Below are 14,985 nucleotides of genomic sequence, written 5' to 3' on the forward strand. Positions count from 1 at the left end.
ATGATCACAGCAACGCTGACAGCGAACAGTACGCCAAAGGTTGTAGGCTATTGCTTCGTGAATTCTCCTGCTAGCCGTCGCGTCCGCACCATCGCCTGGGGTGCTATCCCCGTTGTGCTTACCGGTGCGTTGGTATCGCTTGACCATATCCCGGGCACCGATGTCTCGCTGACCGTTCCTTATGCCGCCGAAGGCCCTGGCCCCACCGTGGATACGCTGGGCGAGGTTGATGGCACCCAAGTCGTTGATGTGCAGGCGCCAAAGACCTATAAGCCCAGTGGGCACCTGAATATGACCACCGTATCCGTGCGCACCAATATGACCTTGGCGCAGGCGTTGGGGCGCTGGACGCTTACCGATGACACCCTGGTGCCCATCGATACCGTCATTCCGCAAAACATGACCGATGAAGAGGTCCAAGAATCCAATAAGCAGGCCTTTACCCAATCGGAGTCCGCGGCCACCATCGCGGCGATGGACTATTTGCACCTGCCGGTCAAAATCACCGTGGCCGAGGTCATCGAGGACGGCGCCGCTTCGGAGCACCTTAAAAAGGACGATGTCATCACCGCCGTCGATGGCACCGAGGTCACCGAGCCAAGCGAGGTCCAAGACATGATCAAGGACAAAAGCCCCGGCGATAAGGTAAAAATCAGCGTCACCCGCGGGGACAAAGAGCTCAGCGAAGAGATTGAATTGGGCGAAAACCCGCACGATAAGGGCAAGGCGTTGCTGGGAATCGCCATGCTATCGCAGCCCAAGGACGATATTTCGGTGAACTACAACCTGCAGGATATCGGCGGGCCATCAGCGGGAATGATGTTTACCCTGGCGGTCATCGATAAGCTCAGCGATGAAGACTTAACCGGCGGTACCTTCGTGGCCGGCACCGGTACCATTCAGGCCGATAGCAAGGTTGGGCCAATTGGTGGCATCGAGCATAAAATCGCCGCCGCGCACGAGGCAGGCGCCGAGCTCTTCTTGGCGCCTAAGGACAACTGTTCAGCGGCGGCCGGCAGCGACCACGGCGATATGACCATTGCGCAGGTAGAAAACCTCGACGATGCCGTGGCGGCCATGAAGGACTTTGCGGCGGGCAAAGACGTCAAGGAATGCACCTAATAAAAACTCATAAGGCCGGGGCCTAGTCCTTTACTAGGCCCAATTCCTTAATTTTTTCTTCCGGGTCCACCTGGTCAGAAGAGATCATCTGCTGCATGACCAGGCCTTCCTTATTATCCACCACGGTGATAACGGCCGTGGTGCCCAACGTGGACCAGCCGACGACGCGATCGCCATCGTCTTCGATGGCATGGGAGCTGCGCAGCTCTGTAAGTACCTGGGTGGTCTGGGAGGCCTTGGAGTGCGACTTAAAGAACTGGAATTGCCCCACCTTAGGGCCGGAGCAATTGTAGGAAGAGTCCCCGCCGGTGGAATCGCAGCGCTCAAACTGGGCGAATAAGTCCTTGGGTGCCAGCGACTTATATACGTCGTAGACTTTGGCGACTGACTTATCCAATTCGCCGCCAGCACTCGGCTCGCGGGTGGTGCTTTCCTCGGAAGCCTCGTCCTCGTCCTTGTCTGCCGATTCTGACTCCGTGGAAGACGTGGAGGATTCGGTGCTTGATGCCGCGGACTCCTTGTCGTTCTCAGAGGTCGTGGTGGTGGTGGCCGCAGAGGTGGTCTCTACGGGGGCATCGTCAGGCGCATCAGCATCGGAAGAACAACCTGCCGCAGCCACGCTGAGCCCTAGTAACGCCGCCGCGGTAGCGGTGCGGGCAGAAGAACGGCGGGTGAAGGAAAGGCGTCGCACTGTATAGAACTCCTTGGTTGCGGGCTTAATTGCCACTTAGTCTAGTTCATCCGGATCCTGGTTGAGGCCATAGCGCAGCGCGGCGATTACGCCAGGGGCCACCTGCGGGCCGCCGCGGAGCTGAATATCGTCCTCAGCAAAGGGGCCGGCCGCCTCAAGCTCTTCTTCAGTGGGCCGCAGCTGCAGCAAGGTGGTCTCAATTCCTTCCTCGCGCAGGGCACCCGAATACAGGCGCGCCGGGCGAGGGGAGGGATCCTCGCTAGAAGTATCCCGGAACTTGATCTCCTGGGCCAAGATGGCGCCCGCGACCTCGCGCGGCCAGGCCAAGCGGGAGACGTAATCAGCCAATTCCTCGGAACCCGGCTCGATGTTTTCCGGGACATTGTCTTGCACGATAAGGGTCAGCGGGGACGCGGTTTCCTCATCCATGGCCGCTAGCTGGTCCGCCACCAGATGGGTGGGAACAAGGGCGAAGATGGTGGGGCGGGCGTCCCAACCTTCAGCATGGACGAACTCCACGGCCTCCGTCATAGCGCGGTTTAAAGCTGGCTGTGATAATTCGGGGGAACTCATAGGCATCCTTATTCGTTATCTGGGTATTGATTCCTTAAACTGGAAAAAGTCTACATGTTTAATATTCGCACTATTTGATTGGAGCTGGCGTTGTCCCTAGGGTCATCCACACCAGCCGCCCCATTGAAGCGGCCACCTAAGGTCGCGGCAATTATTGCGGCCATCATTGCCGTCCTCTTATTCTTCGGACCCATGCTCGTGGGTATGTACACGGATTGGAGGTGGTTTGGCTCCATTGATTACCGCAGTGTTTTCACCACCGCGATTATTGCGCGCATAGTCCTCTTTATCATCTTCGGGCTCGTTGCTGCCGCAGTGGTGTGGGCAGCCGGGTTCTTTGCCTGGCGCGGCCGCCCCGATTCCCTGGATATGGGGGATTTGAATTCGCCGGTCTATCAGTACCGCCAGTCCATTGAGAAGTCCATGGGCGTGCTGTTCAAGGTCATCCCGGCCATCGTGGGCATCATCGCCGGTTTCATCGGCCAGTCCCACTGGCGCGATGTGATGCTATTCCTCAATGGTCAGGACTTCGGCGTACAAGACCCCCAATTCCACCACGACTTGGGCTTTTATGCCTTTAGCCTGCCCGTGCTGCAGATGGTGGTCAGCACCCTGTCCATCCTGCTTGTACTCGCCTTCCTCATTGCCCTATTCGGCCACTACATCTTGGGCGGAATCCGCATTGGCAATAAGGCCGCGGGCGTGCGCGGCTCTATCTCCCGCTCGGCGCGCCTGCAGCTTGCCATTACGGCCGGGCTGTGGATGGTGGCCCAGGTCGCCGGATACTGGCTGGAGCGCTACGGGCTGCTGTATTCCGAGCACGACCTGTTTACCGGTGGTTCCTACACGGATATCCACGCCTACCTGCCCGCCAAGATCATTTTGATGATCATCGGCGTCTTCGTCGCTATTGCGCTCTTTATGGCCATCGTCATCAAGGACCTGCGCATCCCTGGCCTCGCCGTCGTGCTCATGCTCGCGTCCTCGCTCATCATCGGCCAGGCATGGCCGCTGCTCATGGAGCGCTTCTCGGTACAGCCAAACCGCCAGGCGAAGGAAAACGAGTCCATTGCCCGCAATATCGAGGCCACGCGGTATGCCTATGGGCTTACCGATGACCACGTGACCTACAAGGAAAACTGGGGCGGCGACAACGTATCGGATGACAAGGTTGCCTCCGATAACGCCACCATCAATAACCTGCGCTTGCTGGATCCAGAGATTTTGTCGCCGACGTTTACCCAGATGCAGCAGCTGAAGAACTTCTATGGGTTCCCAGAAACGCTGTCCATGGACCGCTATGAAATCGATGGCAAGATGCGCGACTTCGTCGTTGCAGCCCGCGAGCTGGACCCGAATGAGCTGCGCGAAAACCAGTCCGACTGGATCAACCGCCACACCGTATATACCCACGGCAATGGCTTCGTAGCCGCGCAGGCCAATACCGTCGATGAGGTTGCCCGCGATGCCGGTTCTGCTCGCGGTGGTTACCCCATCTTCACCGTCTCTGACCTACAGACCCAGGCCGGCGAGTCCGAGGGTGAGGGCGAGACCCAAGATGCCGAGAAGTCCTTGGGCATCAAGGTAGACCAGCCCCGCATTTACTACGGCCCGGTCATCGCTAGTGCCGCAGATAATTTGGACTACGCCATTACCGGTACCACCGGCGAGAACCCAGTGGAGTACGACACCGATAGCACCAACTACACCTATGACGGTGAGGGCGGCGTTGAGATTGGCAATCTCTTTGACCGCACCATGTATGCCGCCAAGTACCGCGAGCTGAACTTCCTGCTTTCGGACCGCGTGGGCAGCGAATCCAAGCTGCTTTATGACCGCGACCCCCGCGAGCGCGTGGAGAAGGTTGCCCCATGGCTGACCACCGATTCCGCTACCTACCCGGCCGTTATTGATGGTCATCTGAAGTGGATCGTCGATGGTTACACCACCCTGGACTCCCTGCCGTACTCGCAGCGCGCTTCGCTTTCCGATGCCACCCAGGACGCCCTCAACCCCGATGGCACAACCCAGCGCTTGGTCAATGACCGGGTGGGCTATATCCGCAACTCCGTGAAGGCGACCGTGGATGCCTATGACGGCAGCGTGGACCTCTACGAGTTCGACAAGGAAGACCCCGTTCTCAACGCCTGGGAAGGTGTCTTCCCGGATGTGGTGAAGCCGGAATCCGAGATCTCCGATGAGCTGCGCGAGCACTTCCGCTACCCAGAGGACATGTTCAAGGTGCAGCGTGACCTCTTGGCCCGCTACCACGTTGATGACCCGAACGTCTTCTTCAATAACGACGCCTTCTGGTCCGTACCGAATGACCCGACCGCAGAGGAATCCCGTGACCTGAACCAGCCGCCGTACTACGTGATGGCTGCCGATCCGGAAACCGGCGACCCGAGCTTCCAGCTGACCACCTCGTACCGTGGTCTGAACCGTGAGTTCCTGTCCGCACACATGGCGGTATCTTCCGATCCGGATACCTACGGCGATATCACCGTGCGCGTGCTGCCAACCAATACGCAGACCCAGGGTCCGAAGCAGGCACAGGACGCCATGATGTCTTCTGACCAGGTTGCCCGCGACCGCACCCTGTGGGAAGGCACCAACGATCTGCACAACGGTAACCTGCTGGCCTTGCCGGTCGGCGGCGGCGAGATCCTCTACCTCGAGCCGATTTACTCGCAGCGCAAGGATCAGGCATCCGCCTTCCCGAAGCTGCTGCGTGTGCTCGTGTCCTACAAGGGCCGCGTGGGCTACGCACCGACTATCGGTGATGCCCTTGAGCAGGTGGGAATCGACGCCAAGTCCGCCCAGGACATCGAAGAGATCGAGGGCGACTCCGGCGACGACGATGCCGATAAGGACAGCTCTTCTGCGGACAAGAAGGACGAGAAGAAGGAATCTACTGAGGAATCCGCTCCGGCTTCGGCCCCTCGTTCCTCCGATGAAGCAGGCGCTATCGAGGACATCAACAAGGCCCTGAAGGGCCTGGAGGATGCCCGCAATGGCTCCTTTGAAGAGTACGGCCGCGCCTTGGATGAGTTGGACAAGGCAGTTGAGTCCTACCAGAAGTCCGAGGGCTAAAGCCTCTCACTTCGCGTAGTAGAAACTCAGGAAATAAGGCACCTACCCAGGGGATTTGGGTAGGTGCCTTCCTGTCTGTATAGTTACAGAAGTCGCCGGGACAGAGCGAATACATTAAGTATTAACGCACTGTTCAAGCGCAGATGATGGAAGTCATCTCGACGCGGGGTGGAGCAGCTCGGTAGCTCGCTGGGCTCATAACCCAGAGGTCGTAGGTTCGAATCCTGCCCCCGCTACCAACTTCCAGGCCCTGGCCAGAAAAGATTCTGGCCGGGGCCTTTACTTATGCGCCACCCTAGTGGGTGGGCTTAACCCTTGGGCGTAGACCTAAGCCGGTTTCCTGAGTGGAACGATGAGTGGATCTCCAGTCTCCGGATCCTCAATGACCCGCGCCCGCAGATCAAAAGCCTCCTGCAGGAGCTCTGCGGTGATGACCTCTGCGGGTGTACCGGAAGCAATGACCTGGCCGTCTTTCATAACCACGAGATAATCGGAGTAGCGCACCGCCAGGTTGAGATCGTGTAGCACCATTACCACCGTTCTGCCTAGTTCCTGGCGCAGGCTATCGACTAGTTCGAGGATGTCCACGGAGGTCGCGAGATCAAGGTACGTCGTCGGCTCATCTAGGAAGAGGATGTCGGTGTTTTGCGCCAACACCATGGAGATCCATACGCGCTGGCGTTGGCCGCCGGAAAGCTCATCCAGCGTGCGGCTAGCAAGATCTGCAGAACCGGTTTGCTTTAGGGCCTCGAATACTGCGTCTTCGTCTGTGGAGGACCACTGGCGGAACCACGCCTGATGTGGGTGCCGCCCGCGGGCCACCAGATCGGAGACCAACAGGCCTTCAGAGGCCACGGGGGATTGGGGCAGCATGCCCAGTATGCGGGCGACGTCCTTGCGCTTCATGTCCGAGATATTCTGGCCATCCACACTCACGGTCCCGGTATCAAGGTTGAGCAGTCCTGACATGGCGCGCAGCAAGGTTGATTTACCGCATCCGTTGGGCCCCACGATGGTGGTGATCTTTCCGGCCGGGAACGTGGCGCTGAGATCGCGGATAATGGTGCGCTGTCCGTAGCCCACCGTGACCGAGGAAGCGACGACGCCACCGGCGGTATTTGGTCGGTCTGCGTTTGGCTGGGGAATGGGGGAGGTCATGCGTCTGTGCTCCTAGTGCGTTGAACGAGTAGGTAGATGAGGAAGATGCCGCCCAGTGCGGAGGTGACAATACCCACCGGAAGTTCCACCGGCAGAACCGCTTGGGTGACGATGTCCGCGCCGAGCAGCAGTACTGCGCCGGTAAGCGCCGACGCCGCAAGCGGGGGACTGGGTACGCCACACAACCGAAGGGCCACCTGGGGCGCTACGAAGGCGATGAAGCCGATGGGCCCGGCAGCGGAGACCGCTACCGCAGCTAGGGCTACGGCCAATGCCAGCATCGCTACCTGCACGGCGTTGACTCGCTGGCCCAGCGCTCTGGCGAGGTCGGGGCCCAGAGTGGTGGCCAGTGCTTGGTAGGCGATCCAGGCCAGCAACGGGGCGCAGACGATCACAAGGACGGCGATGGGGATGGTGGTACTCCACTCCGACCTCGCTAGGGAACCGGTGAGCCAGAACTGTGCCTGGCTTGCATCCCGCAGCTCCGCGCGGACCATGAGGAAATTGATGTAGGAACTCAGCAGCGCGGTAATAATGATGCCCACGAGGACGAGACGGTAGGAATCGGCTTGGCGTCGCCAAGCCAGCGCCCAAATCACCGTGGCGCTCAGGATCGCGCCCAGCAAGGCGGCCAGAGGAATGCCGATTCCGGCGAGCCAACCGGCGAACCCACCGCCACTGCCGAGGACGATGACCGTGACGGCCATGGCCGAGGCTCCCGTGGTGATGCCGAGGATATCGGGGCTGGCCAGCGCGTTGCGGGTGACTGTTTGGGTGAGCGCGCCGGACAGCCCCAGCGCGCAGCCGACCGCGATGGCGGTGGCCACGCGGGGCATGCGCCACTCCAGGACCACGAGCCTTTCCACGCGGCTTCCTTCCCCTTGGAAGATCACCTCAAGTACCCGGGGAACGGAGATGGGGTAATCGCCCAGCCCAATGGAAAGGGCACCCAAAAAGACAATGAGCGCTGCGGCGATAACGCATACCAGCACCACCCTCGGGCGCCAGAGGAAGGAGATGGGCCCAGCCCGGAATGGTATCCCGCCGGGCATTTGCCACGGCGTATTTTGTTTATCCTGTACAGCTTGTGCAGCTTTGTTGCGTCGCATCACAGCGTCATCACCTTCTTCCGGTAAATCAAGGCGATGAAGAACGGTGCACCAACGAAGGCCAAAACGATGCCCACTTGGAGCTCGCCGGGGCGGGCGATGAGGCGGCCTACCACGTCCGCACACAGCAATAGCGCCGCGCCGGCAAGTGCTGAGTACGGCAAAATCCACTTATAATCTGGGCCGGTAAGAGCCCGGACGATATGGGGCACTACCAGGCCAATGAAGCCCAGCGGGCCCGCGGCAGCCGTGGCCGCGCCGGCCAGCAGTGCGATGATGCCCATGCCGCCCAGCCTTGCGGCCGCGGTATTGATGCCGAGCCCTGCGGCGACGTCGTCGCCTAAGTTCAAGATATTCAGCTGCGGGCCGGTGGCGAACGCCAGGACCAGCCCCAGCACCACGAACGGCAAGATGCCGAGCGCAATGTTCATATCCCTGCCGGCCAGGGAGCCAACGGTCCAAAAGCGCATCCGGTCCAGGTTATTCTCATTGGTGAGAACGAATGCGCTGGTAATAGCGCTTAAGACCGCCGACAGCGCGGCACCGCCTAGCACTAAGGTCAAAGGATCGACCGCTGCCTTGCCCGCGGAGGCCAGGCCAAAGACGAGTGCGGTGGCCGCAATCGCGCCGAGGAACGCTACCACGACGGTGGCCCACGGGGCGGTGATGCCAAACAAAGCGAAGCTGACCACAACGCTGAGCGCCGCGCCGGAACTGACACCCAGGATTCCCGGATCCGCCAGGGGATTGCGGGTGTGGCCTTGGATTAGAGCACCGGCGACTCCCAGTGCTGCCCCCACGATGATGGCCAGGATGGTGCGCGGCAGCCGCAGCTCAGCTACCACGCGTTGGTTGGTGGAAACTTCCTCCTGGCCACCGCGTGCGGCCGGGAGTTCCCGCAGCGCAGTCCACACGTCCTCCGCAGGAATGGAACGGGCGCCATACAGCAAACTGCAGATAGTGCCAACGAGGACCAGCAGGAGCAGCGCCCCTAGACCCAGGAGGCGGGTAGTGCGCACACTCATGGCGTGGCCTCCAATCGCTGCTTCCGCTTGCCGATGCCCCCACGCCCAGCCAATAGTGCCCAGCGAGCACCGGTGCTGCGGAGTGACGCCACGGAAAGTACTGGCTCACAGGTTGCGATGGGATTCCCTAAGTCGCGGGGTGGAGAAAGGTACCTAGCTACTCCCGCTGGGCGGGGAGGGGAGCTTCGCCCGAGGCGTGGCTCAGGCTGTTGCTGGGTGTGATTGTCAATCATGGACAAGCATATTACCGTTTTCATGTAAGGTAAGCCTTCATTTAATTAAAAGACTGTAAAAGTGAAGGGCTGCAAGTCATCGCAACTGGCCCTAGGCGCCCACTATTTAGGTGAAACTCTATGCGGCACCTTTTGTAGTGCCTGTCTCAAAGTTGAGTGTGCTGCATGTGCATCGCATAGGCGGTGCCTGGAAATCTTTTGGTGACCAGCGTAACATTGATTATTTAGGCAAGCCTAAGTTATCTTTTTAACGTGCGAGAATATGTCATTGTCTCCAACGATTGGGGAACTTGGTTGCCCCCCCCCATTTGGGTGTAACCAACCAAATATTCTGACCTTTCCCATTCGTGAACGGGCTAGGCCTTGCGCTGAGATCCGTCACCAGTAATAACGGAGAAAAATGACACTCAAGAAAATTCTTGTCGGTACTGCTACTGTGCTGGCTCTGGGCACCGCGGTGACGGCGTGTTCGACTGATGACCAGTCCGAAAACTCTGCAGACTCCCAGGCGGTCAACGCCGAGCAAGGCGCATTCCCCACCACCATCGAGCATCGCTATGGTTCCACCGAAATCAAGGAAGCCCCACAGCGTGTGGTCTCCCTAGGCTATACGGATCAGGACGCGCTGCTGGCGCTCGGAGTCACGCCGGTTTCCGTGAAGTATTGGGATAGCATGACCCCAGACGGGCAGGCTGCGGGCAACTGGTCTAACGACAAGATCGAGGGGGATACCCCTCGAATCGATAAAGACACAGAGGTCAATGCGGAAGCCATTGCTAAAGACAAACCAGATCTCATCGTGGCCGTGTACTCGGATATTGATGAAAATACATACAAGAAACTCTCCGATATCGCCCCTGTCGTCGTGCAAAAGGGTGAATATAAAGAGCTGCAGCAACCGTGGGACGTGACTACGGAAGAGATTGGGCAAGCCGTAGGAAAGCCTAAAGAAGCAAAACGTCAGGTGGAGCAGGTTAAAGCGAAGTTTGCAGACCTAAAGGGCCGTCACCCAGAGTGGGCCGAGAAGGAACTCGGTGTGGCCACCGTCTCTGCCGACAGCCTGGCCGTCTTTGCTGAAGAAGATCCGCGCAGCCGCTTCTTTACCGAGCTGGGGTTCAAGATCAACCCCGCCTACGCGGCAATCACCAAGGATAAATTCTACGGCGAGGTCTCCAAGGAAAACGCTGACCAGGTTGATTCCGACGTACTGGTGTGGGACCAGTTGTCCTACGCTCCGACGCAGGACAAGGCATCTGTTACCGAGGATCCAATCGTGAGCAAGCTACCCGCCGTTAAGGACGGGCACAGCGTCTACTTGGAAGGTGACCTAGAAAAGGCCTTCGGATGGCAAACGGTGCTGAGCTTGGACTACCTGCTGGATAAGATCGAGCAGCCTTTGGTGGACGCCACGAAGTAAAAGGACTCAATCGCTGAACCGCTCCCGCATGAATGTGAGGGGGCGGTTTTCGCTTTGTGGGGAGCCGGTCGCACCGCCGATCCGCTGCCCGGAAGTGCATCGTCAAGCAGCTTTTTCTTAGGACCGAACTTTTATGGCTAGGGGAATGAGTCCTGTGCAGGTGTGGGATTAGGAGGCCGGAAAATAGGAAATATCTATAGGGAAATAGTTTAATCAGACTATTGCAACGTGGCCTAGGTAATTCTAACCTAACTTAAAAGTTGCCTTCGGGTCTACCGGAAAATCTGATGAAAAGAGCTGAAAGGCAGCTTGAGGAAACCGACTTTAAGGAAAAGGGATGTCAGTAAAAAGAGGTGCGCGGTCATTCATCGCTGCCGCTATCTGTGCCGGATTAGTTCTGTCAGGCTGCTCGTCGAACGATTCAACCGATGAAGCAGCAACAACCTCCGAGGTTGCAGAGGACGTGACCATTGAGCACGCCCGCGGTACGGATACGTATCCCGTCAACCCGCAAAATGTGGTTGCTGTGGGGACGGCCGTTGATAACCTGCTGGAACTTGGAATTAAACCAGCAGCCGTCGTGCAGCATAGAATAGACAAGAACTCGCCTTGGCGTGAAGAGAAGCTCGATGGCGTCAAGGTGATCGATCAGACAGACTTCAAGACTCTGCCCCAGGAACAAATTGCGGCAATCGAACCCGACTTCATCGTTGGTGATTACTGGACGATATCCGAGGCTAATTACAAGGAATTGTCTGCAATCGCACCGACTCTCGGCGGAATTTCCGATAAAGGTGAGGGAATTGGCTGGGAATCTCAGCTAGAAGCTTTGGGCAAGATCTTCAATAAAGAATCCGAAGCGAAGAAAGCCATTGAAGAGGATCAGAAGCGTTTCTCCGACGTGAAGGAAAAACTGCCAAACCTCTCCGGTAAAACCGGTATTGTTTCCCAATTCGCCCAAGGCTCCTTTGGCGCCGTTGCTGACCCCGAGGATCCAGGTGCCTCCTTCATCTACGATCTGGGAATGAAGTTCCCAGACAAGCTGACGGACGGATCCGTTTCAGTTGATAGGGGACGCGTCACGCTTTCTCCGGAAAACGTGTCCTACCTGGCCGCTGATTTCATGGTTATTTATAACCGCGACGGCTCAATCGAAGAATTTGAAAACATTCCGGGATACAAAGATCTTCCGCAGGTGAAATCCGACGCGACTCTTGCCGGTGATTCAGCCGTCGTCGCCGGACTCAACAACCCAACGAGCTTGAGCCGAGCTTGGGTGCTGGATAAGACGATGCCGACGCTGGAAAAGGTTGGAAAGTAGTCAAGGTCCGCATAACCCTGATACCTGCTAGAAGAGGCTCGCTCCGTTGCAGCAGGTAGTCATGAACGCCTTCCGATTTATCGGGAGGCGTTCTCTTCAATGGACTGTACCCAAGGCAGTGGTGCGTCCGTTCTTGCCCTTCGAAAACCGAAAACCTGGCCTCACGCTTCCCGCATATTCGCTCATCGGCACAGCACGATGACTGTATTAAAGGTGAGTAGGTGAGCCGGAAAATGCTTGGCGCTGGGAGAGGCGTTCAAGGCGTCAGCACAACTTAATAAGACAATTTAGGCCATCGAATAAAGTGAAATAAAAGCCATCAAAACCGAGAGGGGAATGGTCTCAAAAATGCCAAGGACCAGCCGGAGCAGGGAAATTTATCCAATTTCTTACCGGGAATTGTATGTGGAAAATATCGAAGATATATCGCCAGCCATGCGGCGAATTACGCTCAGCGGGGAGCAACTCCGAGACCACGATCGCGATGGTATTTCCGTTCCTTCGCTGATAAGCCATGGTTTTGACGACGACGTTCGGCTCATCTTCCCGGATCCGGAAACGGGGGAGCGGCCGCACCCAATAGCGCAAAATGATGGCAACTTATTGTGGCCAGAAGCCGTTAAAAACCTATTCCGCACATACACGGTTCGCTACTTTGACGCTGTACGCGGGCGATTAGCCATAGATTTCGCGCGCCATGGTCAGGGCTTGGCCGAAAACTGGTCCCAGAATGCCCGCATCGGTGACCCCATTTTTGTGGCAGGGCCGAAATCGTGTGCACAGTTACCCACGCATACCGATTGGCTTTTCTTGGCAGGAGACGAGACGGCGCTCCCAGCAATCGGCCGCTGCCTCGAGTCGCTCCCGGCTGGGCATGATGCGATTGCGGTGATAGAGGTTCCGACGAGCGCTGATATTCAAGACCTAGACATTCCCGATTCGGTACAGATCCACTGGGCCATACGTGACCGAGGCGAGGACTTCGTAGAAAAGTCGCGTGCGCTTTTTGAGGAGACTTCTCAGTCGGCATTGCCAGGTGGCGAAGCGTACGCATGGGCGGCGGGGGAGGCCTCCCGGCTGAAACCGCTGCGGCGTTTGTTTAAGGCTTCCGGAATTTCCCCTGAGCATCGGGAAATCACAGGCTACTGGCGGCGTACCAGCCAAAGCGACGCTAAAGAAAGCGCATCGAACAGCAGCAATAGTGTTTTGCACAATATCCATGATCTGGCTGAGCTGAATTCAGCCTTTGCGCTCCGCACTGCCGTGCGTTTAGGGCTCTTCCAAGAAATCGATGCAGGTGCGAACACGGTCCCTGCTCTTGCTGCTGCGACAGAACTGCACGAGGATGCGCTACGGAGGTTTATCCGTTACCTGGCGGCTCTTCAACTCGTCGAAGTACGCGAGCGTACCCTCGCGTTGACCGCAATGGGAACTGAGTTGGCGGACCCAGATTCCAATGTGGTGCGTTGGTTAAGCGGGCCTGCGCATCTTGAGGCGATGGCGCTGATGCGCCTTGAACACAGCCTTCGTACCGGAGAGTCGGCGCCGCAAGGCGAAAGGGGATTGCCGTGGTCAGAATATCTTGGCCAAGACCCGCACCTGGCAGCCGAACGCTTTGAGCAAAAGAATGTGAGTGCTGGGTGGACTGCTCCTTCCGCGGCAAAGGAACTGCAGCAGTACCTGGATGACACCGCTCGCGTTCTCATCATTGGCCAGGGAGGTGCAGTATATGCGGATGAAATTCTCCGCCGATGCGAACATGCTGAGTGCCGGATTATCACCGATGCGTCCTCGGAAGCGGTGCTACGGGAAATCGCAGGAGCTTCTCGTGAACGATGCGAAACGAGTGGCGGCGAAAGCGGCTTTAATCCCACCGAAGCAGACTATGCGTGGGCAACTGACGTTATTTTCATCGATCCCTGGAGCGTCTTTGGTAGCGAGGCGGTGGCCGCCGAATTAGGCCGCGCGGTTGGTGGGGATAAGTCCCGCCGGGCTTATATCCTTACCGAGGTCCTCGAGGAAGCCGGCGGCGATGAGCATTCCTATGAAGAGGACTTGGTAAGGCTTTCCATGTTCGGCACCAAGGTGCCGACCCAGGACGATGTCAGCGCTGCTACCGCTGATAGCCGCGCTCTTATTTCTTCTGCCACTGCTGTTGGCTGGGGAAAACACCTTTTTGTCCTGGAAGCAGAAGCGAATTCCTAAAGAGGAACCTCGGTAGGACAAATGCCTCGAGCTTCACCTTTTATTTTCGGACCACGGTCCCGCGTGGGAGGCGGGTAGCCGTTACAGCCATAAGTGTGGTGAACACGGTGAAGTAGGCGAACGTTGTCCAGCCGACCCCGTGGGTGGGGGCCTTTTCGACCGCGACGTTGTGTTGGCGCGGCGGCGGAATATCCAAAACAACCGCGTTTGTCCACTTTTCGGCTCGATCTTTGGCGAAATGCGGTTGTTTTGGACAACCCGAGGCTCAGCCGTATCTCTCACTGAAGGGAGGGGCACTGAAATCACAAAAGAGCCCTCCGATTCTTCCATTCTCGGTTCCCGTGCACGCACCTTAACTTTCTGGAACGCTAGGATAGGAGAAAATAGATCTAGTTAAGGAGTACAAAGCAATGGCTAAAGAAACTGCACGCGCCCTTGGCCACGAAGTAGACGTGGATCGCGAGAAATTTACTTACCTGGCATCGACTGATGCCAATGGCAACAAGATTGAATCCGGCAAGGCTGCGGGAGCCGGTGTAGCCGGAGCCGCGGCTGGCGGGGCTGCTGCTGCCAGCGCCGCCGCAACGGCAAGCGCAGATGAGCAAAATGATGCTGCGGCGCAGAGCGATTACGAGCCGAAGAATCACGTCGTTACCGGCGCTGAGGAAGAGCACGTCGCCGCTGCGTCCGAGCAGCCGGACCTGCAGGAAAAGCTGGATGAGGACAACGCGGACTATGAGCCCTCACAGCACGTGGTGGGCGAGGCCGAAGAGGAACACATCGCTGCCGCACCGGAGCAGCCGGCAGAGGATGCAGCTGATGAAGAGCGTGATGACTTTGATGACCTGAAGGACAAGGTCACCGAGGCCGGCAACGTCGTTGAACAAGCCATCAACCGCGCCAAGGACTTCGTGGAAGACAAGGCGCAGGAATACCAGGAGGGATCCGGTAAGAAGGGCGGATTCTTTGACCGCGTGAAAGACGTTGTGCGCGAGGCTCGCGATAACCTCGACGAAAAGCGTAAGTAGTTAACCGCGC

General features: G+C 57.9%; 11 protein-coding genes and 1 tRNA gene. 7 read left to right on the forward strand and 5 right to left on the reverse strand.

Going from position 1 to position 14,985, the window contains the following annotated elements:
* Window positions 1-57 precede the first annotated feature (57 nt).
* Window positions 58-1,122: a PDZ domain-containing protein gene (locus tag HMPREF1287_RS11740; protein WP_034653501.1), complete on the forward strand. Its 1,065-nt coding sequence runs from the start codon at window positions 58-60 to the stop codon at window positions 1,120-1,122.
* Between the two features lie 22 nt (window positions 1,123-1,144).
* Here the strand turns inward: HMPREF1287_RS11740 and HMPREF1287_RS11745 are convergent, their stop codons facing one another.
* Together HMPREF1287_RS11745 and HMPREF1287_RS11750 are read right to left on the reverse strand one after the other, a co-directional pair.
* Window positions 1,145-1,813, reverse strand: coding sequence for a hypothetical protein (locus HMPREF1287_RS11745; RefSeq protein ID WP_023016930.1), 669 nt, complete (start codon window positions 1,811-1,813; stop codon window positions 1,145-1,147).
* 36 nt (window positions 1,814-1,849) lie between these two features.
* Window positions 1,850-2,386 carry a PPA1309 family protein gene (locus tag HMPREF1287_RS11750; RefSeq protein WP_005277569.1) on the reverse strand — a complete coding sequence of 179 codons (537 nt, stop codon included), beginning with the start codon at window positions 2,384-2,386 and terminating at the stop codon, window positions 1,850-1,852.
* A 123-nt stretch (window positions 2,387-2,509) separates the two neighbouring features.
* Between HMPREF1287_RS11750 and HMPREF1287_RS11755 the strand changes: the two genes are divergently transcribed.
* Both HMPREF1287_RS11755 and HMPREF1287_RS11760 read left to right on the forward strand, forming a co-directional pair.
* The gene (locus HMPREF1287_RS11755; RefSeq protein ID WP_034653503.1) at window positions 2,510-5,479 is read left to right on the forward strand and encodes a UPF0182 family protein; all 2,970 of its coding nucleotides are present in this window, start codon (window positions 2,510-2,512) and stop codon (window positions 5,477-5,479) included.
* A 162-nt stretch (window positions 5,480-5,641) separates the two neighbouring features.
* Window positions 5,642-5,718 (forward strand) — tRNA-Met (locus tag HMPREF1287_RS11760).
* Between the two features lie 88 nt (window positions 5,719-5,806).
* On the opposite strand, the gene HMPREF1287_RS11765 is transcribed toward HMPREF1287_RS11760, so the two are convergent.
* Genes HMPREF1287_RS11765 through HMPREF1287_RS11775 form a run of 3 tightly spaced genes read right to left on the reverse strand, consistent with a single transcriptional unit; the run spans window position 5,807 to window position 8,771 of the window.
* Complete coding sequence (locus tag HMPREF1287_RS11765; RefSeq protein WP_023016932.1) at window positions 5,807-6,637, reverse strand: ABC transporter ATP-binding protein; 831 nt, start codon at window positions 6,635-6,637, stop codon at window positions 5,807-5,809.
* A complete protein-coding gene (locus HMPREF1287_RS11770; RefSeq protein WP_005281828.1) occupies window positions 6,634-7,746 on the reverse strand; it encodes an iron chelate uptake ABC transporter family permease subunit in 1,113 nt (370 codons plus the stop codon). Before HMPREF1287_RS11770 ends, HMPREF1287_RS11765 begins: the two co-directional genes overlap by 4 nt.
* Complete coding sequence (locus HMPREF1287_RS11775) at window positions 7,746-8,771, reverse strand: iron ABC transporter permease (protein ID WP_023016933.1); 1,026 nt, start codon at window positions 8,769-8,771, stop codon at window positions 7,746-7,748. The genes HMPREF1287_RS11770 and HMPREF1287_RS11775 overlap by 1 nt, the downstream gene beginning before the upstream one ends.
* A 633-nt stretch (window positions 8,772-9,404) precedes the next feature.
* Here HMPREF1287_RS11775 and HMPREF1287_RS11780 point away from each other — a divergent pair.
* The 4 genes from HMPREF1287_RS11780 (at window position 9,405) to HMPREF1287_RS11795 (ending at window position 14,975) form a co-directional block, all read left to right on the forward strand.
* Window positions 9,405-10,421, forward strand: a complete 1,017-nt coding sequence (locus HMPREF1287_RS11780; protein ID WP_023016934.1) for an iron-siderophore ABC transporter substrate-binding protein — start codon at window positions 9,405-9,407, stop codon at window positions 10,419-10,421.
* A gap of 337 nt (window positions 10,422-10,758) precedes the next feature.
* Window positions 10,759-11,742, forward strand: a complete 984-nt coding sequence (locus HMPREF1287_RS11785; RefSeq protein WP_023016935.1) for an ABC transporter substrate-binding protein — start codon at window positions 10,759-10,761, stop codon at window positions 11,740-11,742.
* Window positions 11,743-12,078: 336 nt separating this feature from the next.
* Entirely contained in the window at window positions 12,079-13,947 is a 1,869-nt protein-coding gene (locus tag HMPREF1287_RS11790; RefSeq protein ID WP_023016936.1) for a siderophore-interacting protein, read from the forward strand.
* 410 nt (window positions 13,948-14,357) lie between these two features.
* Window positions 14,358-14,975 (forward strand): hypothetical protein, encoded by a 618-nt coding sequence (locus HMPREF1287_RS11795; protein WP_023016937.1) that lies wholly within the window; start codon window positions 14,358-14,360, stop codon window positions 14,973-14,975.
* The last annotated feature ends 10 nt before the right edge of the window (window positions 14,976-14,985 follow it).

Origin of the sequence: Corynebacterium sp. KPL1986 (assembly GCF_000477975.1) — a bacterium.
Taxonomy (GTDB): Bacteria; Actinomycetota; Actinomycetes; order Mycobacteriales; family Mycobacteriaceae; genus Corynebacterium; species Corynebacterium accolens.

Excerpts from the sequence above, each read along its gene's own strand:
- HMPREF1287_RS11770 (WP_005281828.1), bottom strand. The coding sequence starts at position 7,746 with ATGCGACGCAACAAAGCTGCACAAGCTGTACAGGATAAACAAAATACG.
- HMPREF1287_RS11795 (WP_023016937.1), top strand. The coding sequence starts at position 14,358 with ATGGCTAAAGAAACTGCACGCGCCCTTGGCCACGAAGTAGACGTGGAT.
- HMPREF1287_RS11790 (WP_023016936.1), top strand. The coding sequence starts at position 12,079 with ATGGTCTCAAAAATGCCAAGGACCAGCCGGAGCAGGGAAATTTATCCA.
- HMPREF1287_RS11765 (WP_023016932.1), bottom strand. The coding sequence starts at position 6,637 with ATGACCTCCCCCATTCCCCAGCCAAACGCAGACCGACCAAATACCGCC.
- HMPREF1287_RS11750 (WP_005277569.1), bottom strand. The coding sequence starts at position 2,386 with ATGAGTTCCCCCGAATTATCACAGCCAGCTTTAAACCGCGCTATGACG.
- HMPREF1287_RS11775 (WP_023016933.1), bottom strand. The coding sequence starts at position 8,771 with ATGAGTGTGCGCACTACCCGCCTCCTGGGTCTAGGGGCGCTGCTCCTG.
- HMPREF1287_RS11780 (WP_023016934.1), top strand. The coding sequence starts at position 9,405 with ATGACACTCAAGAAAATTCTTGTCGGTACTGCTACTGTGCTGGCTCTG.
- HMPREF1287_RS11785 (WP_023016935.1), top strand. The coding sequence starts at position 10,759 with ATGTCAGTAAAAAGAGGTGCGCGGTCATTCATCGCTGCCGCTATCTGT.